The 24,435-nt window shown below is 66.6% G+C and carries 24 protein-coding genes and 2 riboswitches; of the genes, 15 read left to right on the top strand and 9 right to left on the bottom strand.

Going from position 1 to position 24,435, the window contains the following annotated elements:
- Positions 1 to 30 precede the first annotated feature (30 nt).
- Positions 31 to 486, bottom strand: a complete 456-nt coding sequence (locus tag IB259_RS09935) for a DUF1801 domain-containing protein (RefSeq protein ID WP_192328710.1) — start codon at positions 484 to 486, stop codon at positions 31 to 33.
- Positions 487 to 611: 125 nt separating this feature from the next.
- Between IB259_RS09935 and IB259_RS09930 the strand changes: the two genes are divergently transcribed.
- Positions 612 to 1,196: a cyclopropane-fatty-acyl-phospholipid synthase family protein gene (locus IB259_RS09930; RefSeq protein ID WP_119449963.1), complete on the top strand. Its 585-nt coding sequence runs from the start codon at positions 612 to 614 to the stop codon at positions 1,194 to 1,196.
- A 19-nt stretch (positions 1,197 to 1,215) separates the two neighbouring features.
- On the opposite strand, the gene IB259_RS09925 is transcribed toward IB259_RS09930, so the two are convergent.
- From IB259_RS09925 to ppk2, 3 genes are all read right to left on the bottom strand, one after another.
- Positions 1,216 to 1,662 (bottom strand): SRPBCC family protein, encoded by a 447-nt coding sequence (locus tag IB259_RS09925; RefSeq protein ID WP_054452782.1) that lies wholly within the window; start codon positions 1,660 to 1,662, stop codon positions 1,216 to 1,218.
- 133 nt (positions 1,663 to 1,795) lie between these two features.
- A complete protein-coding gene (locus IB259_RS09920) occupies positions 1,796 to 2,050 on the bottom strand; it encodes a hypothetical protein (protein WP_054452780.1) in 255 nt (84 codons plus the stop codon).
- A 43-nt stretch (positions 2,051 to 2,093) separates the two neighbouring features.
- Entirely contained in the window at positions 2,094 to 2,915 is an 822-nt protein-coding gene (ppk2, locus tag IB259_RS09915) for a polyphosphate kinase 2 (RefSeq protein ID WP_119449962.1), read from the bottom strand.
- A 246-nt stretch (positions 2,916 to 3,161) separates the two neighbouring features.
- Between ppk2 and IB259_RS09910 the strand changes: the two genes are divergently transcribed.
- From IB259_RS09910 to nadB, 7 genes are all read left to right on the top strand, one after another.
- Positions 3,162 to 4,709, top strand: a complete 1,548-nt coding sequence (locus tag IB259_RS09910; RefSeq protein ID WP_054452776.1) for an efflux transporter outer membrane subunit — start codon at positions 3,162 to 3,164, stop codon at positions 4,707 to 4,709.
- Positions 4,702 to 5,811 (top strand): HlyD family secretion protein, encoded by a 1,110-nt coding sequence (locus IB259_RS09905; protein ID WP_054452774.1) that lies wholly within the window; start codon positions 4,702 to 4,704, stop codon positions 5,809 to 5,811. The genes IB259_RS09910 and IB259_RS09905 overlap by 8 nt, the downstream gene beginning before the upstream one ends.
- On the top strand, positions 5,801 to 6,859 hold the full coding sequence (locus IB259_RS09900; protein ID WP_192328707.1) for a DUF2955 domain-containing protein: 1,059 nt from the start codon (positions 5,801 to 5,803) through the stop codon (positions 6,857 to 6,859). Before IB259_RS09905 ends, IB259_RS09900 begins: the two co-directional genes overlap by 11 nt.
- Before the next feature lie 13 nt (positions 6,860 to 6,872).
- Positions 6,873 to 7,370, top strand: coding sequence for a transporter suffix domain-containing protein (locus IB259_RS09895; protein WP_119449960.1), 498 nt, complete (start codon positions 6,873 to 6,875; stop codon positions 7,368 to 7,370).
- A 93-nt stretch (positions 7,371 to 7,463) separates the two neighbouring features.
- A complete protein-coding gene (locus IB259_RS09890; protein ID WP_119449959.1) occupies positions 7,464 to 8,252 on the top strand; it encodes a PhzF family phenazine biosynthesis protein in 789 nt (262 codons plus the stop codon).
- A 146-nt stretch (positions 8,253 to 8,398) separates the two neighbouring features.
- Positions 8,399 to 9,538 carry a quinolinate synthase NadA gene (gene nadA, locus IB259_RS09885; protein ID WP_125470548.1) on the top strand — a complete coding sequence of 380 codons (1,140 nt, stop codon included), beginning with the start codon at positions 8,399 to 8,401 and terminating at the stop codon, positions 9,536 to 9,538.
- Positions 9,539 to 9,558: 20 nt separating this feature from the next.
- Entirely contained in the window at positions 9,559 to 11,121 is a 1,563-nt protein-coding gene (gene nadB, locus IB259_RS09880; protein ID WP_192328704.1) for an L-aspartate oxidase, read from the top strand.
- A gap of 34 nt (positions 11,122 to 11,155) precedes the next feature.
- Here the strand turns inward: nadB and IB259_RS09875 are convergent, their stop codons facing one another.
- Positions 11,156 to 12,010: a helix-turn-helix domain-containing protein gene (locus IB259_RS09875; protein WP_054452761.1), complete on the bottom strand. Its 855-nt coding sequence runs from the start codon at positions 12,008 to 12,010 to the stop codon at positions 11,156 to 11,158.
- Between the two features lie 258 nt (positions 12,011 to 12,268).
- Between IB259_RS09875 and IB259_RS09870 the strand changes: the two genes are divergently transcribed.
- Both IB259_RS09870 and IB259_RS09865 read left to right on the top strand, forming a co-directional pair.
- Positions 12,269 to 13,051 carry an alpha/beta fold hydrolase gene (locus IB259_RS09870; RefSeq protein WP_192328701.1) on the top strand — a complete coding sequence of 261 codons (783 nt, stop codon included), beginning with the start codon at positions 12,269 to 12,271 and terminating at the stop codon, positions 13,049 to 13,051.
- A gap of 66 nt (positions 13,052 to 13,117) precedes the next feature.
- Entirely contained in the window at positions 13,118 to 14,428 is a 1,311-nt protein-coding gene (locus IB259_RS09865) for an amidohydrolase family protein (RefSeq protein WP_175181816.1), read from the top strand.
- A 37-nt stretch (positions 14,429 to 14,465) separates the two neighbouring features.
- Here IB259_RS09865 and IB259_RS09860 read toward each other — a convergent pair whose 3' ends face one another.
- The gene (locus IB259_RS09860; RefSeq protein WP_119449954.1) at positions 14,466 to 15,695 is read right to left on the bottom strand and encodes a D-amino acid dehydrogenase; all 1,230 of its coding nucleotides are present in this window, start codon (positions 15,693 to 15,695) and stop codon (positions 14,466 to 14,468) included.
- A 44-nt stretch (positions 15,696 to 15,739) separates the two neighbouring features.
- Positions 15,740 to 15,831: riboswitch (glycine riboswitch) on the bottom strand.
- Position 15,832: 1 nt separating this feature from the next.
- Positions 15,833 to 15,924, bottom strand: a riboswitch (glycine riboswitch).
- Positions 15,925 to 16,052: 128 nt separating this feature from the next.
- Between IB259_RS09860 and ampC the strand changes: the two genes are divergently transcribed.
- Positions 16,053 to 17,213, top strand: a complete 1,161-nt coding sequence (gene ampC / locus IB259_RS09855) for a class C beta-lactamase (RefSeq protein ID WP_370528696.1) — start codon at positions 16,053 to 16,055, stop codon at positions 17,211 to 17,213.
- A 5-nt stretch (positions 17,214 to 17,218) separates the two neighbouring features.
- Here the strand turns inward: ampC and IB259_RS09850 are convergent, their stop codons facing one another.
- The 3 genes from IB259_RS09850 to IB259_RS09840 all read right to left on the bottom strand — a co-directional run bounded on the left by IB259_RS09850 (position 17,219) and on the right by IB259_RS09840 (position 20,455).
- On the bottom strand, positions 17,219 to 18,214 hold the full coding sequence (locus IB259_RS09850; RefSeq protein ID WP_175163114.1) for a 3-hydroxybutyryl-CoA dehydrogenase: 996 nt from the start codon (positions 18,212 to 18,214) through the stop codon (positions 17,219 to 17,221).
- A gap of 16 nt (positions 18,215 to 18,230) precedes the next feature.
- Complete coding sequence (locus IB259_RS09845) at positions 18,231 to 19,328, bottom strand: NAD/NADP-dependent octopine/nopaline dehydrogenase family protein (RefSeq protein WP_192328695.1); 1,098 nt, start codon at positions 19,326 to 19,328, stop codon at positions 18,231 to 18,233.
- Positions 19,329 to 19,444: 116 nt separating this feature from the next.
- Complete coding sequence (locus IB259_RS09840; RefSeq protein ID WP_225590295.1) at positions 19,445 to 20,455, bottom strand: AraC family transcriptional regulator; 1,011 nt, start codon at positions 20,453 to 20,455, stop codon at positions 19,445 to 19,447.
- 122 nt (positions 20,456 to 20,577) lie between these two features.
- On the opposite strand from IB259_RS09840, the gene IB259_RS09835 reads away from it, so the two are divergent.
- The 4 genes from IB259_RS09835 (at position 20,578) to IB259_RS09820 (ending at position 24,427) form a co-directional block, all read left to right on the top strand.
- Complete coding sequence (locus tag IB259_RS09835) at positions 20,578 to 21,954, top strand: MFS transporter (protein ID WP_082400869.1); 1,377 nt, start codon at positions 20,578 to 20,580, stop codon at positions 21,952 to 21,954.
- A gap of 137 nt (positions 21,955 to 22,091) precedes the next feature.
- On the top strand, positions 22,092 to 22,937 hold the full coding sequence (locus tag IB259_RS09830) for a DUF2242 domain-containing protein (protein ID WP_192328692.1): 846 nt from the start codon (positions 22,092 to 22,094) through the stop codon (positions 22,935 to 22,937).
- Between the two features lie 93 nt (positions 22,938 to 23,030).
- Positions 23,031 to 23,456: a CopD family protein gene (locus IB259_RS09825; protein ID WP_192328689.1), complete on the top strand. Its 426-nt coding sequence runs from the start codon at positions 23,031 to 23,033 to the stop codon at positions 23,454 to 23,456.
- 155 nt (positions 23,457 to 23,611) lie between these two features.
- Positions 23,612 to 24,427: a MetQ/NlpA family ABC transporter substrate-binding protein gene (locus IB259_RS09820; RefSeq protein WP_054452716.1), complete on the top strand. Its 816-nt coding sequence runs from the start codon at positions 23,612 to 23,614 to the stop codon at positions 24,425 to 24,427.
- The last annotated feature ends 8 nt before the right edge of the window (positions 24,428 to 24,435 follow it).

The following is a 24,435-nucleotide window of genomic DNA, read 5'->3' as shown; positions in this document are numbered from 1 at the left end:
CCCAAGGGGGCTGAATGCCTGGGGCCGCGCCTACATCCGCTCGCCGGGCAGCGCGCTGGCCTGCTGCACCCAGTCCATGAACTGCGCTTCGTCCAGCTCATCGTCCTCACGGATATCCAGATAGCGCGTGTCCTGGCTCTTGGACGGTCCGGGCGGCACGGGCCGCAGCTGCGCGCCGCGAAAGAACGCCACCTTCACGTACTTGGTAAAGCAATGGATGCTCAGGAACCAGGCCTGGCCGTCCATGCCATACAGCGGCGAATTCCACTTGACCGCCTTCTGCACGCCGGGCGCTGCGCGCTCGATCAAGGTGTCCAGGCGGCGTCCGAGATCGCTCTTCCAGCCAGGCATGGCCGCGATATAGGCCTGCACCGGCGCGTCGCCCGCGCCCTTGGCGATCTGCGGATTGCCGCCGGACAGCAGGACGGGTTGCGAACCTGCATTCTTGGTGGCCTTCACGGATTTCGCCGTGGATTTTTCTGCCATGCGTGGGCTCCTTTCGCTTGACCTCAAGTCGACTTGAAGTGAAAGACTATCTGCATTCCGGCACGAGATGGACGGGAGTGTTCCCTTGCCCTGAGCCGTGACCAACAACCTGGGAGTTCAAGCATATGTGGGATGAACGCTACGCCGTCGACGAATACGTGTATGGAACCGAGCCGAACGCTTTCCTGGCGGAAAACGCCGGCTTGCTGTCCGGGCCGGTGCTCAGCCTGGCCGAGGGAGAGGGGCGCAACGCCGTCTTCCTGGCCTCGCTGGGCCTGGACGTGCTTGGTGTGGACGGCTCCGCCGTTGGACTCGCCAAGGCGCGCAGGCTGGCGGGGGCGAAGGGCGTATCGATCCGCACCGAAACGGCGGACTTCGCCGGGTACGAGCCGCCGCCGGCATCCTTCGGCGCGGTGGTGTCGATCTTCGCCCACATGCCCAGCCACGTGCGCAGGAGGCTGCACCGCCTGGCGGAACGCTCCCTGCGGCCAGGCGGCATCATCCTGCTGGAGGCATACCGGAAAGCGCAGTTGGGTCGCGGCACGGGCGGGCCTCCAGATGCGGACATGCTCATGGCGCGCGAGGACCTGGAGCAGGACTTCCCGAATTGCCAGGTGCTGCTTTCGCAGGAAATCGAACGCGACGTGGTCGAAGGCATATTCCACACGGGTCCGGCATGCGTGGTGCAGTTCATCGCCAGAAAGACGTGAGGGCGGCCAGGCCCACTCCTCAATCGGGAATCTCCGGTTCGACCAGCCGCATCAGCTGCGCCAGCGACTCCTGCCAGCCCAGGTAGCACATCTCCGGCGGTATCGCCGCCGGTATGCCTTCCTGCACGATGCTTACCTCCGTGCCGCAGGCGACCTGCCGCAGCGTAACGGTGGTCTGCATGCGGCCGGGCAGGTTCGGATCGTCGAACTGGTCCGAGTACCGGATCTTCTGGCCCGGCGACAATTCCAGGTACTCGCCGCCGAAGTCATGGCTGTGGCCCGTGCCGAAGTTGCGGAACGACATCTTGTGCATGCCGCCGACCTTTGCATCCAGTTGATGGACCTGGCAGGTGTAGCCGTAAGGAGGGAGCCAGCGCGCGATCGCGTCGGGTTCCAGGAAGGCCCGATAGATGCGTTCGGCCGGCGCGCGCATGACGCGATGCAGGGTTACGGTTCCGGTAGTCATGGTAAGTCCGCCTTTCAGGAAAGTTGTGCGTACTGACACGACGTACGAGTTGACCGGAAATCGACAACCGAAATCCTGGGGGAAACCCTTAAACGGCACATCTGGTCACGATTGGCCGGGCCGATGCGGACCTTTATTCGATGGGCTCGCGCATCACCAGCACGGCGATCGTATGGTTCTTCCAGAACACCTGGTGTATGCGGGGCGCCAGCGCGCGCAGCTCCTCGGGCCCGGCGCCATCGAACGTCACCAGGACCGCGGGCCGTTCGCCCTCGCTAGGCACCCGCTGGATGCGGTCGCAGGATGGAAAGCCGTATTTCATGAGAAAACCGCGGATGTCCTCGTCGGAGGTGCTTTCTTCCACATGGTTGATCAGCAGGGCGGCCATGAGCGTTCTCCTTGGAAGCCTGCGGGCGTCAGAGGCGCACCGCTCAGAATTTGGCGGGGACCATGCGCAAGGGATGTCCCGGGTCGCGGTAGCCGCCGGCTTTCTGCCGCTTGGGCAGCTTCACCTTGGCCCGCGGCATGCGCTTGTACGGGATGCGGGCGAGCAGGTGGCTGATGATGTTCAGGCGCACCTTTTTCTTGTCGTCGGATTGCGCAACATACCAGGGCGCCACGCCGGTATCGGTGGCCGCGAACATGTCGTCGCGGGCGCGCGAGTAGTCGTACCAGCGGCTGTACGAATCCAGGTCCATTTTGGTCAGCTTCCAGATCTTGCGCTCGTCGTTGATGCGGGCCTGGAGCCGGCGGGTCTGTTCTTCTTCGCTGACCTCCAGCCAATACTTGAGCAGGATGATGCCCGAGCCCACGATGGCCCGTTCGACCAGCGGCACGCCTTTCAGGAAGATCTTGACGTCGTCCTTGGAGCAGAACCCCATTACCCGTTCGACGCCGGCCCGGTTGTACCAACTGCGGTCGAAGATCACGACCTCGCCCGCCGCCGGCAGGTAAGGCAGGTAGCGCTGCATGTACATCTGGGTTTTCTCGCGGTCCGAAGGGGCGGGCAGGGCGATCACGCGGAAGACGCGCGGGCTGACCCGCTCCGTGATCGCCTTGATCGTTCCGCCTTTGCCGGCGCCGTCGCGTCCTTCGAAAATGATGCAGACCTTGGCGCCCGTCTGGCTGACCCATTCCTGGAGCTTGACCAGCTCCACGTGCAGCCGGGCCAGTTCCTCGGCGTATTGCTTTCCCGAAAGCTTGGCTTGCGCCGGCTGCTTGTCCTCTGCTGCTGCCTTCTTCTGAGCGTTCATGATGGCACTCCAGAATATGCTGCGGGGAAACGGTCGGAACGTTGGAATTTTTCACTTTAGCGCCGACCGTTGCCCCTTGTACACAGGCAGGTAGGAGCAGTTCGTTTTATTTAGTGCTTGCGTCGAAACTATCCTCTGGCGAGAAGCGGAAAAGGCCAATAGAATCAATTCGCGCACAGCGCTCCGGCAAGGTCGGAGCTGCGTCGTGGACCATGGCGGTCAGGCTCTACACGGACCCGATAACCGATGTCGCCGCTGATCTGTTTGAATCGGCTGTTGCTGATCGGCATGCTCTGCCTGGGCGGCTGCATGCGTGTGGGGCCGGACTTCGAGCCCCAGCGCACCAGCTGGGTCGCGGACTGGAGCACTCCCGCGCTGCAGCAGGCCAGCCTCCAGCAACAGCAGCCGGATGCCCGGCAGTGGTGGCAGATTTTCGGCGACCCCGTCCTGGAAGCCCTGATCGCCCAGGCCGATGCCAACAACGCGGGCCTGCGCATCGCCGGCCTGCGCATCATGGAAGCGCGCGCGCAGCTGGGCATCGCCCAAAGCGGACGCTACCCGCAATCCCAAGTGATCGGGGCCAATGCCCTGTATCAGCACCGGTCCTCGCGCTCGGCCGAAGGCAATCCGCGCCCCAGCAGCTTCTGGCAATACAGCGCCGGATTCGACATAGGCTGGGAGCTGGACTTCTGGGGCCGGTTCAGCCGCGCCATCGAGTCGGCCGACGCCCTGTACTTCGAGGCCCAGGCCAATCGCGACGACGTGCTGGTGCTGCTGCACGCCCAGGTGGCCGAAAGCTACTACGCGCTGCGCACCGCCGAGGCGCGGCTGCGGATCGCCCGCGACAATGCCGCCATCCAGAAGCGCAGCTACGAGATCACGCAAAAGCTGTTCCGCAGCGGCGAGACCGACGAACTGGACCTGCAGCAGGCCCGCACGCAGTACCTGAGCACGCTGGGCACCATTCCCGAATTCGAAAGCCAGATCATGCGGACCCGCAACGCCCTGGCGGTCCTGGTCGGCCGGCCGCCCGGACCCATGCCGGAACTGGACAACAAGACGGCGGAGGTGCCGCTGATCGACCGCGCCGTGCTGCAGGACGTGCCCGCCAACCTGCTGCTGCGCCGTCCCGACATCCGCGCAGCCGAACTGCGTATCGCCGCACAGTCGGCACAGGTGGGGGTGGCCGCGGCGGACCTCTATCCTTCGCTGACCCTGCTGGGCAGCATCGCCTGGTCCGCCACCTCGCTGGCGGGCACGGCGGGCGGCGCGGCGCTGCTGGCCGGCCCGGTCCTCAGCTGGAACGTATTCGACCACGGCCGCCTGCAGAACAATGTGCGGGTGCAGGATGCCCGCCTGCAGCAACTGATCGTGGCCTACCAGGACGACGTCCGGCAGGCGGCGCGCGAAGCCGACGACGCGGCCAGCGGCCTGATCAAGGCGCTGGAGCGCGACGGCATCCTGCAACAGTCGGCGCAGGCCGCGGGGCGTTCGCTCACGCTGGCCAACGCGCTCTACCGCGAAGGCTATACCGATTTCCAGCGGGTGCTGGACGCGCAGCAGGCACTGGCCGTCCAGCAGGACGCCTACGTCGTGAACCGGGGCGGCGCCGTAAGCGATCTCATCGCGCTGTACAAGGCGATGGGTGGCGGCTGGTATAGCGCGGAACCGGTGCTCGACCCGGCGACCCGCGAACAGATGCGGCAGCGTACCGATTGGGGCGATCTGCTATCCGAGCCGGCGCCTGCTTCCCCAACTGCCCTGTCCGCGCAAAAGGTGCGACCCGATGAGTGACTCGCCGTCCCAGCCCGCCGCAGCCCCCGCGCCGGATCCCGCGAAAAAGGGCGTCCGATGGACGGTTCTGTTCATCGTGCTGAGCCTGGCCTGGTATCTGCTGGCCGACCGCTATACGCCTTACACGCAGCAGGCGCGGGTGCAGGCCTTTGTCGTGCCGGTGGCTTCCGAGGTATCGGGGCGCGTGACCCGGGTGTACGTGCGCAACAACCAGGATGTCGAGGCCGGCGCGGCGCTGTTCGACGTCGACCCGGAGCACTACCGCATCGCCGTGGATCGCGCCCGCGCCGACCTGGAGTCCACGCGCCGGCAGATCGGCGCCGGCACGGCGGGCATCGATTCGGCACAGGCTTCCTTGCGCGCGGCGCAGGCCAATGAGCTGAAGGCCCGCCAGGACAGCACGCGGCTCGAACGGCTGTACCGCGAGGACCAGGGCACCGTATCGCTGCGGCGGCTGGAAATCGCGCGGGCGAATCTGACGCAGGCCATCAGCCAGGTCGCGGCCGCGCGCGCCGAGGTGCAGCGCGCGCGCGAACAGGAAGGCGGCAGCGAGGAAGACAACGCCAAGCTGCGCAGCGCCGCCGCTGCCCTGGAAAAGGCCGAGCTGGACCTGGCCAACACGCAGGTGCGGGCGCGTTCGGCGGGCCTGATCACCGACCTGCGCACCGACACCGGGCAGTTCGCGGCCGCCGGCAACCCCGTCATGACGCTGATCGCGATCCACGACGTCTGGATCAGCGCTGAAATGACCGAGAACAACCTGGGCCACGTAGAGCCCGGCACGCCGGTGTCCATCATCCTGGACGCGCTGCCCGGGCAGATCTTCAAGGGCCGCGTGCGCAGCGTCGGGTATGGCGTCAATGTGGGACCGGGCACGCCGCCCGGCGCCTTGCCCACGGTGCAGAACAGCCGCGACTGGCTGCGGCCCGCGCAGCGCTTTCCCGTGATCGTGGAATTCGATCGCGACGACCTGCCGGCCTTGAGCGGCGTGCGCGTGGGCGGCCAGGCCGAGGTCATGGCGTTTCCCAGCTCCGGCAATCCGCTCAACCTGCTGGGCCGCGCGTACATGCGGCTGATGAGCTGGCTTTCCTATGCGTACTGATCCCGATCCTCGCGGACGCCGCGCGCTGCGTGTGGGCGCGGGCGCGGCTTTCTGCACGGCCATCAGCTATGGCCTGGACCTGCCCATCGCCATGGTCGCGCCGGTGCTGGGCGTCATGTTGCTGGCGTCGATGAACCGGCCCCTCTCGTTCAGGAGCGGGCTGGGCCTGATGCTGATGGCGCTTCTTACCACCGCGATCGGATTGCTGCTGAGTCCCTTGCTGCGCTACTACCCCTTGAGCGGCGTGCTGCTCATCGCCCTTTGCCTTTTTTTCGCTTTTCGCCACGGGCTGCGCGGCGGCAATGGCTTGTTGTCGACCTTCCTCATCATCGGGCTGACCATGATCTCCGCCGCCGGCACCGTCGACTTCGCCTTGGCTTCCCTGGTGATCGAGGCGCTGGGCAAAGGGTTGCTGGTCGCGGTCCTGGTGTTGGGCGGCTGCCACCTGCTGTTTCCCGAGCCGGCGGCCGCGCCCGCGCCGCCGGCGGCGCCCGTGCTGCCGCCCGACCAGGCCAGCCGCCTGGCCTTGCGCGCCTCGCTCGTTGTGATGCCGGCGTTCCTGCTGGCGCTGACCGACCCGCTGGGCTACATGCCCATCATCCTGAAATCGGTCAGCCTGGGGCGGCAGAGCTGCGTCACCGCCGCGCAGGGCGCGGCCCGCGAACTGCTGGGCTCGACCCTGCTGGGCGGCGCGCTGGCAGTGGCTTTCTGGTGCGCCCTCAGCCTGTTCGTGAACCTCTGGATGTTCTTTCTCTGGATGCTGCTGTTCGGCCTCATCGCCGCGCGCAAGCTCTACCGGCTGAGTCCGACCCGCCATCCGCCCAGCTTCTGGCTGAACACGCTGGTGACGCTCATCATCCTGCTGGGCCAGTCGGTGCAGGACAGCGCCGCCGGCAAGGACGTCTATACCGCGTTCGCGGTGCGCGTGGGCTTGTTCATCGGCGTCACGCTCTACGCCTGCCTGATGCTGCGCCTGCTCGAATCGCGGGCGTCGGGCAGCCCGAAGCCTGGAGCGAATCCTTCAACCGCAGTCCCTTCAAACGCTTGACCAGGAGGCAGCCATGCCATTGCCAGACGAACCGGTCCAACCCGCGCCCGCAGCGGGCTGGCGCTTCAAATGCGGGATAGGTTTGTTCATCATCGCCTTCGCCCTGTGGTTCCTCATCCCGGTGGCAGGCTACCTGGACGTGCCAGGCCCGCGCATCGCCGCGCTGACCGGCACCATCTTCATCGCCAACAAGGTGCTGCTGCTGAGCTGCATCGCCGTCATGGGCAAGGAAGGCTTTCAGCGGCTGAAGTCCATCGTGTTCGGCCATGCCAAGAAGCTGGCGCCCGTGCAGAAGGTCGGCCCCGTGCGCCATGCCATCGGCCTGGTCATGTTCTTCCTGCCCATCCTGACCTCGGTGCTGGAACCCTACATCGACGAAATGTGGCCGGGCCTGCGGCCCAATCTGTGGCAGGCCCAGCTGGTCGGAGACATCATGCTGATCGCCAGCTTCTTCGTGCTGGGCGGGGATTTCTGGAGCAAGCTGCGCGGCCTGTTCGTGCGGACGGTGTAGCGGGCGGGCCGCCACGGCCGGAGCCGGCGTTTTCATAGGAAAATGCCGGCTTGCGTTCCGACGCGTAACCTCAGCCATCAACCAGGATCCGCCATGCCGCAACTCGACATCTATCAGGTAGACGCTTTCACCGCCGCGCCCTTTGGCGGCAATCCGGCGGCGGTCGTGCCGCTGCAGGCATGGCTGCCGGACGAAACGCTGCAACGCATCGCGGAAGAAAACAACCTGTCCGAAACCGCCTACTTCGTGCGCAAGGGCGATGTCTACGAGCTGCGCTGGTTCACGCCCGCGGTGGAGGTGGACCTGTGCGGCCATGCCACGCTGGCGTCGGCCTGGGTGCTGTTCGAACAGCTGGGCGCAACGGAAGACGTGCTGCGCTTTGCCACGCGCAGCGGCGAACTGCAGGTGCGCCGTGCAAGCGACCGGCTGGCGATGGATTTTCCGGCCAAGCGGCCCGAAGCGCAGGAGATCCCGCCGGGTCTGCTGCAGGCGCTGGGCCTGCCGGGCGCGCAGGCGTTCTACAAGACGGACGACTATCTGGTGGTGATCGACGATGAAACGCGGATCGATGCCTTGAAGCCGGACTTCGCCGCGCTGGCGGCTTTCGAGACGCGCGGCGTGGCGGTGACGGCGCCGTCGGCGCAATTCGATTTCGTGACGCGCTGGTTCGGGCCGCGGGTGGGCGTGAACGAGGATCCGGTGACTGGATCGGCGCACACCTCGCTGGCGCCGTACTGGGCCCAGCGCCTGGGCAAGCGCAGCCTGAGCGCGCAGCAGGGCGGGGCGCGCAAGGGCCAGTTGCAATGCGAGGTGCTGGATAACGGCCGGGTGATCATCAGCGGCCAGGCGGCGTTGTACCTGCGCGGCTCGATCTTCATCTGAAGCCTGACGGGCCGCGGCGCAGGCGCGCGGCGGCGTAACAAAAGAGACATTGACACGGTTTATGCTCAACACTAGCATAAACCGTGCTCTTTTTTTGACCATTAAATGCTCAACATGAGCATAATATTTCGCGAGGAGACGCGTCCATGGACACCCCCAACCGCCGGTACGTCGAATTCGATCTGCCTGCCACGACTAGCTGCCCCAGCGCCGTCGGCCAGGCCTGGGCCCGCGTGCCCGAACCCTTGCCAGCCAATGAACGCGCCGCCTGCGTGGCGCGCATACGCGAACTGCTGGCGCGTGAACGCGCCGTGCTGGTCGCCCACTATTACGTCGATGCGGAGTTGCAGGAGCTGGCCGAACAGACCGGCGGCTGCGTCGGCGACTCGCTGGAAATGGCTCGCTTCGGCCGCGACCACGAGGCCCGCACGCTGGTGGTGGCCGGCGTGCGCTTCATGGGCGAGACCGCCAAGATCCTGAGCCCGGACAAGCGCATCCTGATGCCGGACCTGGACGCCACCTGCTCGTTGGACCTGGGCTGTCCGGCCGCCGATTTCGCCGCCTGGTGCGATGCCCATCCGGACCGGACGGTGGTGGTCTACGCCAATACCAGCGCAGAGGTGAAGGCGCGCGCGGACTGGGTCGTCACCTCGTCGATCGCGCTCGACGTGATCGCCGACCTGCATGCGCGCGGCGAGAAAATCCTTTGGGCGCCGGACCGCCATCTGGGCGACTACGTGCAACGCCAGACCGGCGCCGACATGCTGCTGTGGCAGGGGTCCTGCCTGGTGCATGACGAGTTCAAGGGCACCGAACTGGAGCTGCTGCGCGCCGAGCATCCCCAGGCCAAGGTGCTGGCGCATCCGGAATCTCCCGCGGCGGTGCTGGCGCAGGCGGACGTGGTGGGCTCGACCACCCAGCTGATCGAGGCCGCGCGCAAGTTCGACGCCGGGCTGCTGATCGTCGCGACCGACCAGGGCATCCTGCACAAGATGCGCGCGCAGGCGCCCGGCAAGACCTTCCTGGCCGCGCCCACCGCGGGCAACAGCGCCAGCTGCAAGAGCTGCGCGCATTGCCCCTGGATGGCGATGAACGCCTTGGGCAACCTTGCCGAGACACTGGAGCACGGCCGCAACGAGATCACGCTGGACCCCGCGCTGGGCCTGCGCGCCAAGGCGCCGATCGACCGCATGCTGGACTTCGCGGAACAACGCAAGCGCCGCGTGCAGGCCAGCGGCGACTTCGCACGCGACACGGCGCTATACGCCAGCGTCGGGCCGGCCTAAGGACTACCGGAGGTCCGCTCATGGAATTCGACGTCATCATCATCGGCAGCGGGCTGGCCGGCATGGCCGCGGCGCTGGAACTGGCCCCGCGCAGGCGGGTCGCCCTCGTGTCGAAGGGCGAGTTGCGTGACAGCGCCAGCAACCGCGCCCAGGGCGGCATCGCCGCGCCGCTGGGCGCGGACGACAGCATCGAGGCGCATGTCAGCGACACCCTGGTCGCGGGCGCAGGCCTGTGCGACTTGCCGGCCACGCGGCACATCATCTCCCGGGCCTGCGGCGCGATCGCCTGGCTGCAGGAGCAGGGCGTCGCGTTTACCCTGGAGCAAGGCGGCTTGCATCTGACGCGCGAAGGCGGGCACGGCCTGCGCCGCATCGCGCACGCGGCGGACGCGACCGGCAGCGCCATCGTCGCGGCGCTGGAGGACCGAGTGCGGCGGCAATCCGGCATCACGCTGCTGCAGGCGCATTGCGCCGTGGACCTGATTCTGGACGGCGCCGCGGGTACGGCCGCGGCGCGCTGCCGCGGCGTGCGCCTGCTGGACCTGCGCAGCGGGCGGATCTTCGACGCAACGGCCGGCCATGTCGTGCTGGCCACGGGCGGCGCGGGGCAGGCATACCAGACGACGACCGCGCCGCCGGCCGCGACCGGCGACGGCATCGCCATGGCCTGGCGCGCGGGCTGCCAGATCGCCAACATGGAGTTCACGCAATTCCATCCTACCGGCCTGCACCACGCGCAGGCGGGCGGATTCCTCATCTCCGAGGCCGTGCGCGGCGAGGGCGGTGTGCTACGCCTGCCCAACGGCGCGCGCTTCATGCCGGCGCACGATGCGCGCGCCGAACTGGCGCCGCGCGACATCGTGGCCCGCGCGATCCAGGGCGAAATGGAACGCCATGGGTTGGAATGCGTGCAGCTGGACATCAGCCACCAATCGCCGCAATTCCTGCGGGAACACTTTCCCACCATCCAGGCGCGCTGCCTGGCGCTGGGCATCGACATCACGACGGCTTCCATCCCGGTTGCGCCCGCCGCGCATTACACCTGCGGCGGCATCGCCGCCGACATGGCCGGGCGCAGCAACCTGCCCGGCCTGTACGCGGTGGGCGAGGCCGCCTGCACCGGGCTGCATGGCGCCAACCGCCTGGCCAGCAATTCGTTGCTGGAATGCGTGGTGACGGGGCGGGCTGCGGCGCAAGACATACTCGGGCAGAAGCGGGCCGATGTTTCCCGCAGAACTCCGGCACCCGACGCAATCGCCGTGCCGGCGTCGCCCGATCTGGCGCGGCTGCGGCGCGACCTGCGACAACTGATGAGCCGGGACGTGGGCGTGCTGCGCAGCGATGCATCGCTGGCGCGTGCGGCGGCCTTCATTGGTCCGCTGCGAGCACAGACGGAAGCGCGGCTGTTGCGCGAGGGCTTGAGCCTGGAACTGCTGGAGCTGCGCAACCTGGCTCTGGCGGCTGATCTCATCGTGCGGGCGGCGAGTGCGCGGGGTGAAAGCCGCGGGGCGCATTTCAACCGCGATCGTCCGGGCCAGGACGCCGTGGATTTGCGGCTGCGCGCGCCTGCCGCAACCGCCTAGGCGCGGGCAGGGCAGTGTCCGGCCGGCCAGCGGCTCAGGAAACCCCGGTCAGCAGATGCTGCGCGGCGCCCGTCGCCGCGCGCCTGAAACGCGACGGCGAAACGCCCATGTGCTCGCGGAAGAAGCGGGAGAAATTGCCGGGCGTGGAGAAGCCCAGGTCCAGCGCTACGGAGGTCAGGGGCTGCTCCTGGTGTACCAGCAGGCGCACGGCTTCTTCGACGCGCACGGCGCTCCAGAAAACTTGCGGCGTGGTGTTGAGCTGATCGCGGAACAGCGCGAAGAAATGGCCGCGCGACAGGCCCACGCGGCTGGCGACTTCTTCGGCCGTGATGGGTTCATGGGCGTGCTCGCGCATGTAGGCGATCGCCGCGCGCAGCCGGCGGTCCAGCGCCGGCGTCGCGGGCATCTGGTTGCGTGGGCGCTCCGGTTCGATCGACGATTCGATTGCCGCTTGCAGCAAGGCCTCGACTTCGGCATCCAGGTCCGCGCCGGGGTGGTCCTGCGGCGCCACGATCTTGTCCAGCAAGCGCCAACAGCCCTGGCGCACCGCCGCGTCGATGGGCACGCCCGGCGCGGCGAAGTGGAATGGCCGCCCCGTGGCGGCCCGCCGTTCGTCCAGCCAGGGCTTGGCGATGTAGAGCACCAGGAAGATGGCCGGGCCCGACCGTTCGAGCAGCCTGGCGTCGTGCGATTCGTACGTATTGGTGCCTAGCGCCAGGTGTTCGCTGTAGGGGACCGGAGTCTGGCCGACATGCCCCAGCACGCGCGCGCCGCCCAGCCACAGGGCCAGCTGCACTTCCGCATGCGCGTGCGCGATCAGGTCGTCGCGCAGTTCCAGCACGACGGCGCGGCCGAACGCGCCTTCGTGCAAGGCGTAGGTCTCCTGCATGTCTGTCTCCCGTTTTTCTTATCGCCTCGTCGCGCAAGCCTGGGCCTGCGTGCGGGCGGGTGCGGCGCTCAGGGAATTTTATGGGCGTTTACGCGTTTGTCCGCGCTAGGTGTATTCACTAGGCACAAAATCTGACTCTGCGATAAGTCCGCGCACGCAGCGATAAGCGCGCCACCGCCTGCGCCGATACAGTCCTGAAAAATTGCCGGCGCGGTGCCGATGCAAACAGCGACTGTTCAGATAAAGGGAGGCGGCAGCATGAGCACGCAACACGTCAACGGCATGGCCGTGGAAATCGACGGCGAGGGGCCGGCACTGTTGTGCATACACGGCCTGGGCGGTTCCTCGAATACCTGGACGCCCGTCATGGGCGCCTTCGACGGTTTCCGCGTGATCCGTCCTGATCTACCGGGCAGCGCTCGTTCGCCGCTGGGCGAAAAGCGCCTGTCCATCGCTACCTACGTGGACGCGTTGGTCGGACTGCTGGACGCATTGGATATCGATGTGGCGCATGTCGCCGCCCATTCGCTCGGAACCGTCGTGGCCCAGCATCTTGCCGTGGCGCATCCGGGCAGGGTCAAGTCGCTGGCCCTGTTCGGCCCGCTGGCCGCTCCGCCCGACGCGGGCCGGCCCGGCATCCGCGCGCGTGCGGAGCTGGCGCGCGGCGGCGACGCGGCCATGCAGGAGATCGCCGACGCCATCGTCAAAGGCGCGACCAGCGCCCAGACCAAGCAGGATCAACCCGCCGTGCTGGCGCTCGTGCGCGAGAGCGTGATGCGCCAACCGCCGCAAGGCTATGCGCAGAGCTGCGAGGCGCTGGCGGATGCGCAGCCGGCCGCCGTCGAGACTATCGGCGCACCGGCCCTGCTGGTCACCGGCGATCAGGACGGCGTGGCGCCGCCCGGCAATGTCGAAGCCCTGGCCGCGCGCATGGCAGGCAGCCGCCGCATCGTGCTGGACGGATGCGGCCACTGGACCACTTACGAAAAGCCCCAGGCCTGCACCGAGGCCCTGCGGGAGTTCCACGCGGCGCTGCGCTAAGCCACGTTTTCCTGGCGTTTCAACATAAGAAATCGGCCCCCAAACGCGGGCCGGAGGAGACCTGTCATGTCCAGAATTGCCATTACCAACGTCGTCATCTTCGATGGCAGCGGCAAGCAGCCTTTTCAAGGCGAGGTGCTGATCGACGGCGCGCGCATTTCGCAGGTCGCGCGCACGCCCGAGCAGGTGAGCCGGGAGGGCGCGCGCATCATCGATGGGCGCGGCCGCTTCCTGATGCCGGGCATGACGGAAGCGCATACGCATTTTTCCTGGAACGACCAGCCCACGCTGGCCGCGATCCAGTTCATGCCGCCGGAAGAGCACATACTCTGGTGCGTGCGCGTGGCCAAACGCTATCTGGAAATGGGCTGGACCTCGGCCATCGGCGCGGCCGCGGCCAAGCCGCGCCTGGACGTGGTGCTGCGCAATGCCATCAATGCCGGCGAATGCCCGGGGCCGCGCTACCTGGCGGGCAGCCAGGAGATCACCACCATAGGCGCGCTGGGCGACAACTCGCTGCCGCACATGCCGTTCGACGAACTGAGCTTCGGCAGCGTGTGCTGTGGCCCCGAAGAGATCCGGCGCTCGGCGCGCACCTTCATCAAGTACGGCGTCGACCACCTGAAGATCAACCTGTCGGGCGAGTACATCGCCGGCCTGCCGGCCGAGATGTCGCCCTTCGCCGAAGACGAGATCGCCATGCTGGCGAACGAGGCCAAGCGCTATGGCAAGCGGGTCGCGGCGCACGCGCGCTCCAGCGAGTCAGTCAAGCAATGCGTGCGCCATGGCATCGAGATGATCTACCACGCCAGCTTCGCCGACGAAGAGGCGCTCGACATGCTGGAAGCCAACAAGGACCGCCATTTCGTTGCGCCCGGCATAGGCTGGCTGATCCGCACCGCCTTCAACGCGTCCGAGTACGGCATCACGCCCGCCATCGCCGAACAGATGGGCTACAAGCGCGAGCTGGAAATCGCCTCGGAGTCGCTGCGCAAGATGCACAAGCGCGGCATCCGCATCCTGCCCGGCGGCGACTACGGTTTTGCCTGGATGCCCCACGGCACCAACGCCCGAGACCTCCAGTACTTCGTGGACTACATCGGCATGACCCCGACCGAAGCGCTCGTGTCCGCCACCCGGCTGGGCGGCGAGATCATGCAACGTCCGCACGAATTGGGCATGCTGCGCCCTGGCTATCTGGCGGACGTGGTCATGGTCGATGGGGATCCGCTGAAGGATCTGTCGTTGCTGGTGGATCCGGAGCGGATCTTGCTGGTGATGAAGGATGGGGAGGTGTGTAAGGACATTTCCCGGCAGGGGTTGGATGCGGAGCCGCTGCGTGCCGAGGCGGGCAGGGAAGCTGCGCTGGTGTTGTGAGTCTGGCGGCGCCTTTCCAGGCGCCGCGTTCACCCGCTCAAGCCTCTCCCACCCCCTCCCTCACGCTAGCTGCCAGCATCTGCGCCGTCGCCGCCGACAAGGTCCAGCCCAGGTGCCCATGCCCCGTGTTGTAAAACACGCCGGGCCGCCTGCCCGGGCCGACGCGGGGCATCATGCTCGGAGTCATGGGCCGCAGCCCGCACCACGGCACCACGCGCGAAGTTCGGATGCCGGGGAAGTGCTTGCGGGTCCAGTCCACCAGGGGCTGCACGCGCTCCGCGCGGATGTCCATGTTGAAGCCATTGAACTCCGCCGTGCCGGCCACGCGGAAGCGGTCGCCGAGGCGGCTGGTGACGATCTTGGCGGCTTCGTCCAGCAGGCTGACGCGCGGCGCGGCCGCCTGGCTGGCGGCGTCGTCCAGATGCACGCTGATGGAGTAGCCCTTGACCGGGTAGATGTTGAGCGTGTCGCCCAGCTGCCTGGCGAACTGCCGGCTGACGGCGCCGGCGCAGACGACGATGGCGTCGGCCTCGTGCTGTTCGCGGCGCGTGCCGCCTTCGCGTACGACGTCGAGCACGTAGGGCGCGCCGTCCAGGCTGATGTTGCGGATGTCCGCGTCCTGCGCGAAGCGCACGCCGCGGCGTTCGCAGGCGCGGGCCAGGCCGCTGGTGAACTTGTGGATGTCGCCGGTGGCGTCCGAAGGCGTGTAGAAGCCGCCATGGCAGGCGGTTTGCAGCGTGGGCTCGATGCTGCGCGCTTCCTCGGGCGACACCGCGTAGCGCTCCAGCCCGCCTTCCTGCAGCAGGGCATTGGCGCGGCGCGCGGTCTCGAAGCTGGCGGCGTCGTGGTAGATGTGCAGGATGCCGCGGCGCTCCAGGTCGAAATCTATGCCTTCTTCTTCCGCCATGGCGTACAGATGCTGGCGCGCGGCGATGGCCAGCCGGGTGGTCTCGATCGTGTTGCGGCGGTAGTTGCGGATCTGTCCGATGAACTGCGCCAGCCAGGAGTACTTGTGCCAGCTGAAGCGGGGATTGAGCAGCAGCGGCGCGTTGTGGCGGCCGAGCCAGCGCAGGCCTTTCATGATGGTGGCGGTGCTGTTCCAGACCTCGGCGTTGCTGGCCGACAACTGGCCGCCGTTGGCGTAGGAGGTCTCCATGGCCGGATAGCGCTGGCGGTCATAGACAGTGACGTGATATCCCAGTTTGCTCAAGGCATAGGCGGACGTGACGCCGGTGATACCGGCGCCAATGATGGCGATGCGGGGCATGATGGCTCCAGATTGAGTGGCCGCGGCCACCCGGCCGCAGCACCCCATCTGTCTCTGTACCTGAGAGCTTCACCCGCGGCGCAGACGGCGGCGGGTTCCCCTTCGGTGGGCGCGCTTGGCGCCTCTCTCCAGATTGTCTAGACCGCGCAGTCCTGTTTGCCTGAGAGTTTCCGGGGCGGTTGCTCCGTCGGCGCCTGCCGCGGGGGCAGGTCTCTTCTGCGGGGTTTTGGATCGACGAGGCGAGAATAGCCAAATTCCCCTGGGATGAGACCAAGGGTTAGTACCAATAAGGCGTCGCATCGCGCTACGATGCATGCGCGCCGCCGTCGCGGCGCCACGGATCCGACACGACAGGGAATGACGAGAATGCGCTTGAACAGCATGCTGCGCACGGGATTGTTTGCGCTGATGGCCGCAGGCTGCGCGCTGGCGCAGGCCGGCCAGGCAGAGACGGACCGCAAGGTCGACGAGGCGGTCCAGGCCGTCATGCGCGAACACGGCATTGCGGGCATGTCGATCGCCGTGACCCGCAACGGGGCACAGCATTTCTACAACTATGGCGTGGCGTCCAGGCAGACCGGCAGGCCGGCCGGCAGCGATACGCTGTACGAGATCGGCTCCATCAGCAAGACCTACACGGCAACCCTGGCAGCCTATGCACAGGTGCGCGGCCGCCTGGCCTTGAGCGACAGTCCGGCCAAGTACCTGCCGGAGCTCGCCGGCAGCGACTTCGCCAAGCTGAGCCTGATCAACCTGGGGACGCACACGACCGGCGGCTTCCCCTTGCAGGTGCCCGACGCGATCAAGACCCAGGCGCAGCTGATGGCCTATCTCAAGGCCTGGAAGCCCGAGCATGCCGCTGGCACGTATCGCACCTACGCCAACCCCAGTATCGGCATGCTGGGCATGGTGGCGGCCAAGAGCCTGAACCGGCCGTTCAAGGCGGCCATGGAGCGGGACCTGTTTCCCAAGCTGGGCCTGACCAGCACCTACATCGACGTGCCCGCCGCCAGGATGGCGGACTACGCGCAGGGCTACAACAAGCAGAATGCGCCCGTGCGCGTGAATCCCGGCGTGCTGGCCGACGAAGCCTACGGCGTGAAGACCAGCGCACGCGACCTGATCCGTTTCGTCGACGCGAACATGGGCTTGAACCTCGCGGATGCCGAACTGCGCGGCGCAATCGCGCAGACACACGTCGGCTATTACCAGCTGGGCGACATGACCCAGGACCTGGCCTGGGAGCAATTGCGCTATCCGGCAACGCTGGACGCGCTGTTGACGGCCAATGCCGGCAACTACAACAGCCAGAGCCAGCCTGTGGCGGCGTTGAACCCGCCGCTGCCGCCGCAGGAGACCGTGTGGATCAACAAGACGGGTTCGACCAATGGCTTCGGCGGTTATGTGGCGTTCGTGCCGTCGAAGAAGCTGGGCATCGTGATACTGGCCAACCGGAATTATCCCAACGAGGCCAGGGTCCGGCTGGCGTACCGGATCCTGGGCGAGCTGGAGCAATAGGCCCGCTATCGCGCGGGCGGCTGCCTCGCCGCGCCGTAGCGGGGCAGCAGGTCCATCACTTCCAGGCGCTTGCACAATTGCGCCAGCCGCTCCATCTTGTAGGCATTCACGTCCATGCCGGCGTAGTCATAGAAGCCCTGGCCGTCGCGCAGCCCGTTGCGCCCTTGTTCCATATTGCGGGCGATGACCGCAGGCGAGGCGAAGCGCGGATCGATGGCATCGGCGAGGTAGCGCGAGGCGTAGTAGAGGATGTCGCCGCCGCCCCAGTCGATGAACTCCAGCAGCCCCAGAACCGAAAAACGCAGGCCGAAGCCCAGGCGCACGGCCGTGTCGATGTCTTCGGCGCTGGCCACGCCTTCCTCCACCATGCGGGCCGCTTCGTTCATGGCCAGGGCCTGGATGCGGGGCACGATGTAGCCCGCGGCGGGGGCGCACTGCACGGGCTTCTTGCCCGCCAGGCGCAGCGCTGCCAGCAGCCCTTGCGTCGCGGCCTCGCTGGTCTGCGGGCCGCGGCTCACTTCCACCAGCGGTATCAGGTAGGCGGGGTTGAGCCAGTGCGCGTTCAGGAAGCGCTGCGGGTTTTGCACCAGTTCCGCCAGCTCGGTGACCAGAAAGGTGGACGTGGTGGACGCGATGATGCTGTCCGGCGCGCAGGCCGCTCCCAGCCATACAAAGGCATCGCGCTTGGCGTCCAGGCGTTCAGGCACGGCTTCGAACACCACGCGCGCCTGCCGCAGGTCTGCCTCCGCATCCTCGCGCGTGCATAGGCGCACGCGCGCCAGCGCAACCTCCGCCTGCGCGGCGTCGAGCAAGCCCAGCCTGCACAGGATGCCGAGCTCGCGGCGCAGATCGTCCCGCACACGGGCGAAGTACCCGGCCTGCTCGGCGGACGTGCGCGATTTGATGTCTATCAGCGTGACGTCCAGTCCCGCATGGATGTATGACAGCGTGATGCCCACGCCCATGCGGCCGGCGCCGACTACGCACATTTTTTCATTCATGGCTTGTATCTCCGTGTCAGCAGCCTTCGGCCAGAAGCTGGCGCATGTCCGCGTGCGACAGGCGGTCCAGGCCCAGGCGTTCGAATGTGCGTCCTTCCGCGTAGAGGTCGCGGCCGGTGACCGCGCTGGCCAGGCTCAGCAGGCCTTGCGCGACCGGCGTCGGCACGCCCGCCCAGCGGCCGGCGGACACCAGGAATGACAGGCCGAGCCGCGTGTCTTCGAGCATGTAGCGGTGCGTGTGCAGGTCTATGTCCTCGCGCCAGTCGCCGCTGTCGGTGAGCTTGCCATGGGCGCCGCGGCCGTACATCCATTCATCGCCTTCGGCGGCATAGTGGTCGGCCAACGGGAAGTGGGGCGCGGCATAGCCCAGGGCCACACGGATGGCGATGCGCTCCGCGTCCAGCGCGTCGGTCACGCGCCGTATGGAGGCCTGGGTGCCTTCGTTGTGGATGTCCCATTTGTCGAAGTGTTCCAGCGGCCCTGCATTCATCATGATGAGCGGCGGATGGATGATGGGGCCGGCGTTCATCAGTGCGCCCGAAAGTCCGTCCTCTATCGGTTCGATGCTGGGGTAGGCGCGCTGGACCACGGCCAGCGCCTGCTTCGACAGCCGCCGCGGAAAGACGCCGGTGGGCAGACGGGTGGCGTAGCCGCTGATCACGACCTTTTCGCCATGCTTGCGGGCCAGATAGGGCAGGGTGCCGGTTTCGGCGAAGGCCGTATCCGCGACGTTTCCCGCGTCTTTCATGGCGTGGGCGAAGACGTAGCAGCCGAAGGTGCCAGGCGGCAGGAACACGACCTGGCCGTCGCGCAGCAGCGGCGCCAATTCCCGCGCCAGCGCTTCGTGGGTGGTGGAAGGCAGGGGAATGACCAGCAGCTCCGCATGCTCCACGGCTGTGGCCAGGTCGCGCACCAGCTGCAACTGCCGCGGTCCGTCGCCCAGCGGAACCTGGCGGCTGCCGCGATAGTCGGTGACCGTCAGCGCGCCCGCATCCCGCAAGCCCTGGAAGGCCGACCAGTCCCTGCGCCACCAATGCACGTGATGGCCTTTCTCAAACAGCTCGGCCGCTGCCGCGTAGCAGCCGTGGCCGCCGCCTATGACGCTGATTCTCATGGTCAAGCTCCGTCAGATGGAGCCTTGATCCTAGCGGCGGCGCGCAGGCGGGGCTGCGCCGAACGCGCAAGCGGCGTTCCGATCCGGCAAGCGAATCTGGCGCTGCCGTCCGACGCCTAATGCCTGCTTTGGCGCAGGGTGTCCGACGGCAGGCAGCCGTAGCGCTTGCGGTAGTGGGTGGCGAAATGCCCGAAGCTGGAAATGCCGTGCCGCAGCAGGATGTCGGTGACGCTATCGCCTTCGCCGGCTTGCGCAAGCGCCGCGTGCACCTGGGCCAGCCGCTGGTTGCGCACGTAGTCGCTGGGACTCTGCTTCAGGAACTGCGAAAAGCCGTTTTGCAGCGTGCGCACGGAGACGCCGCAGTAGGCCGCCAGGTCCATCAGCGATAGCGGCTGGTCCAGATGGCTTTCTATGTAATCGCGCGCGCGCCGCACGTGCAGCGGCAACGGCTGGCGGCGGTCTGCCTGCAAGGCCTCGGAGTAGTTGTGCGGCAGCTGGGTCAGCAGCAGCGTCAGCAGGTAGTCTGAAAAGCCGGCGGCCAGCGTTTGCGTGACGCCTTCAATGGCGGGATGGCGGTACAGCCGGCACAGATAGTCCAGCGTTTCGCGCACCGCCACCGGTCCGGAAGCGTCGGCATCCATTTGCAGGTCGAACACCAGCGCCTGCTTGATAGGGCGTTCAAGCAGCCGCTGCAGCTGGCGCTCCAGCGCCTCGCGCTCGATGCGCAGGATCAGGTTGCGGCAGTCGCGGCCGATGCGGATCACGCTGCGCTCGGACGGCGAGGAAATGGTCAAGCTGCCCGCGCTCATCGACGCGCTGCGCTTGCCCAGCGTGATCAGCCCGGAGCCTTGCAGCGTGATTCGGATCAGGTAGTAGCTGGCGATATCGCCGGCGTCGATCTCGACTTCCGCGCCATAGTGCAGATCGAACAAGGCCGCATTGCCGAAGAAGACGCCGTACAGGCGGGATTGCAGGGGTTTTCCCGGGGGGACGCACATGCGGTGCGACCAGAGGTGCTGGCTGACCTGGTCCTTGATCTCGGCGATGTTGCCCGAGTCCAGCAAGCAATGGCGGTCCAGCGGATTGGTGTCGTTGAACATGCTTTCCTGCGCAGCGGGAACAGTCATTGCGTCAGGCGTATAGAGGCTGGCTGCGCAAAGACCTACAAAAGATGGGCCTGCAAGCAAGTGAGACGCGACCCGGTCCTTGGGCATGGGCAGATCTCACCACCATACAAGGGAAACAAACCATGACTGACGGCAGCCCGCGGCACGGATCAAAACCTAGCTACGCCTACGAGTGGTATGTCGTGGTGATATGCATGCTAGCGTACATATTTTCCTTCGTCGACAGGCAGATCCTGGCGCTGATGATCGAGCCCATCAAGCACGACCTGCAGCTGTCCGACACGCAATTCAGCTTGCTGCACGGCCTGGCGTTTTCCTTGTTCTACGCCTTCATGGGCATACCGATCGCCTTGCTGGCGGATCGCTATTCGCGGCCCAAGATCATCGCGATCGGCGTCGCATTCTGGAGCCTGGCCACGGCGGCCTGTGGCCTGTCGCGCAATTTCGCGCAGATGTTTCTTGCGCGGATCGGCGTGGGCGTGGGCGAGGCGGCGCTGTCGCCTGCCACGTACTCCATGCTCAGCGACATGTTTCCGCGTGAAAAGCTGGGGCGCGCAGTCGGGATATATTCGATCGGCTCGTTCATCGGCGGCGGCATGGCATTCCTGATCGGCGGCTACGTCATCAACCTGCTCAAGAGCGTGGATACCGTTGCCTTGCCCTGGATAGGCGCGATGCGGCCCTGGCAGGTGACCTTCTTCATTGTGGGATTGCCAGGCCTGCTGATCGCGCTGCTGATCCTGCTGACGGTGCGAGATCCGCAGCGGCTGGGCTTGCGGCGCAATGCCTCGGGGCAGGTGCAGAAGCCCGCCATGAAAGATACTTTCCGCTTCCTGGGCCGCCACCGCAGCACCTTTTTCTGCCACTACCTGGGCTTCTCGTTCTATGCGATGGTGCTGTTCGCGCTGCTGGGCTGGACGCCCGCGTTCTACATGCGCAAGTTCGGCATGTCGCCTTCGGAAGCCGGCTACATGCTGGGCGTGGTGGTGCTCGTCGCCAACACCGCCGGGGTGTTCTGCGGCGGCTGGCTGATGGACTGGCTGGCCAAGCGCGGCTACAGCGATGCGCCGCTGCGCGCCGGCGTGATCGGCGCGGCCGGCATGGCCTTGCCGGCGGTGATCTTCACCCAGGTCGATTCCCTGTGGTGGTCGGTGGGCTTGCTGCTGCCGGCCATGTTCTTCGCCTCGTTCCCCATGCCGACCTCGACGGCTGCGATGCAGATCCTGCCCCCCAATCAGCTGCGCGCCCAGGTGTCGGCGCTATTCCTGCTGATCTCGAACCTGATCGGGCTGGGCCTGGGCACCACCGCCGTGGCCATGCTGACTGATCGGTTGTTCAAGAACCCGGCGGCAGTCGGGCAATCCATCTCGGTCCTGATTGGCGTGGCCGCGGTGTTGTGCATCGGCCTGCTCGCCGCTGGCTGCAAGCACTACCGGCGCAGCCTGAACCTGGAGGCGCAGGAGGCGCCGCCGCTTGCGCCGGCGCGCGTGTCGCCCTGAACGCGGCTGCCCGGGTCGCGATGCGGCCCTTTTTTGAACTCTGTTACCTCTCCGTTGAACTGCACATTCCTCGTAAAAGAAATGGTGCCGGGGATGCGCTATAACGGACGCTTGACGCATTACTGTTCCTCCAATTCATGCCCCGTTTTTCCCGCAGTTCGTCGCTGGCCCTGTCCGTTGCCCTGGTGGGCGTCCTGGCGGGATGCTCATCCCCCAAGCCAGAGTTCGAAAAAGAAGACTTCACCCAGAACAACACCTACTCGCGCACCGTCGAAGCAAGTAACGTCGCCGCCTGCGACGCGGGCCGCCGCGCCTTGCTGAGCCAGGGCTACAACATCGACAAGTTCGAGGGTTCGCGGGTCACGGGGCACAAGAATTTCCAGGACGAGAACGGCCAGCATACGCAGATCGCCTTCAACATCGAATGCGCCTCCGACGGCAGCGCGAACGAGCGCGCCACGGTGTTCGCCAACGCGGTGCAGGACCGCTATTCGATCAAGCGAACCAACAGCTCGGCCAGTGTGGGGGTGAGCGTGCTGGGGCAGGTGTCCATGCCGTTCGGCTCCAGCGACGATTCGCTGGTGAAGACGGGCAGCCAGACGGTTGCACGACCCAAGTTCTACGAAGGTTTCTTCCAGTTGCTGCAGCGTTTCCTGCCGGACGCGCAGGCGGCCGCCGCGCCTCATCCGCCCGCGAGCCGTGCCAAGGCGCAGCCCAAGGCCGCGCCGGCCGAGCCCGCGGAATCTCCGGACAAGCCAGCCGATACCCTGAATCCGGCCGCGGCCAACGGCGGTAGCGAATCTCCAAAAGCGCCTGCACCTGGTGGGCCCGCGTCCGCCGCTCCGGCAAGCGCCGCGCCGGCAAGCGCCGCGCCGACATCCGCCGCGCCGACATCCGCCGCGCCCGCTTCGACCGCTCCCGCTCCGGCGTCGGCCCCTGCATCCGGCGCGGCCGCCCCGGCCAGCCCCGAGGCGGCCAAGTAAGGCAGCCTTGCGGGGCACCGCTTGCCGTAGCGCAAACGGATGCGCCGCGCCGACTCGCGGCGCGGTCCGCATCCGGCGATAATCGCGGGCATCATGACCTATCAACTCCTGAAAATGCTCCACGTGGCGGCCGTGGTCGCCTGGCTGGGCGGATCGCTGTTCGTGTCCTTGTTCCTGTTGTCCTCGCAGCCGCAGGACAGCGAAGAAGCGCCCAAAGAACGCAAGATGCTGGGCGCCTTGCGCCGTTGGACGCTCTACGTGACCACGCCGGCCATGGTGCTGACCTGGCTGGTCGGCCTGCACCTGGCCTTGACTTTCGGCTGGTTCGCGATGACTTGGATCTGGATCAAGGTTGGCTTCGCGCTGGCGCTGTCGGCGCTGCTCGGCATCCAGAGCGCGGCATTGCGGCGCATGGCCAATGGCAGCGCCAAGCGTCCGCCGCTGGTGGATCTGTACGCGCCTTTCACCGTCATCGCTTCCGCGGCCATCGTGACGCTGGTGGTCGTCAAACCCTTCTGATCTGCGCGGCGGCGCATGTGCCGGGACCATATGCCCAGCCGCCATAACCAAACGCCCCTGTAATAAGGACTCAACGAACTATTCGTTCGCGGGGTCCGTCCCCCTCCCTAGAATCGTTTCTCTCATAACCGCATAGCCTGAGAGGCGATTCCAACATGACTTCCCGTTTCTTCAAGCGCCTGCTGGGCGCGGTGCTGGCTTCGGCGGCAATGTTCCATGGCCCGGCTTTCTCGGCCGATCCCAAACCCCTGAAGGTGGGCGTGCGCGGTGGCGTCGACGAGCAGATCTGGGAGGTGGTGGCCCAGGTCGCCAAGAAGAACGGCCTGGCCGTGGAGCCCGTGGTGATCACAGGCACCGCCAGTCCGAACGAGGCGCTCAACAATGGCGACCTGAACGCCAACGCCTTCCAGCACATCCCCTTCCTGAACGACCAGATCAAGCAGCGCGGCTACAAGCTCGTATCCGTGGCCAACACGCTGATCTCGCCCATCGCGTTCTACTCCAGGAAGTACAAGTCGCTCAATGAGCTGCCCGAAGGCGCCCGCGTCGGCATTCCCAACGACCCCAGCAACCAGACGCGCGCGCTGGTCATCCTGCGCGACCAGGGCCTGATCACGTTGAAGGACGGTTTCGATCCGGCCACCGGCACGGCGACCTTGGCGGACGTGACCTCCAACCCCAAGAAGCTCAATTTCGTGGAAAGCGCCTCCGTGGTGCTGGCGCGCTCGCTGCCGGACGTGGACACCGCGGCCATCGTCAACAGCTTCGCCTATCAGGCCGGGCTGATCGCCACGCGCGACGGCATCGCGGTGGAGAAGAAGGAAAACAACCCCTACGTGAACATCATCGCGGTTCGCGAACAGGACAAGAACGCGCCCTGGGTGCCTGAACTGGTCAAGGCCTATCACTCCGAGGAAGTGCGCCAGTTCATCCTGAGCAAGTACGAAGGCTCGGTGATTCCGGTTTTCTGAGATCGGAA

It is taken from the genome of Achromobacter sp. ACM04 (assembly GCF_014851465.1).
Taxonomy (GTDB): domain Bacteria; phylum Pseudomonadota; class Gammaproteobacteria; order Burkholderiales; family Burkholderiaceae_B; genus Achromobacter; species Achromobacter aegrifaciens.
Note: the sequence above shows the minus strand (reverse complement) of the source record. Positions and strands in the feature narration are given on the sequence as shown.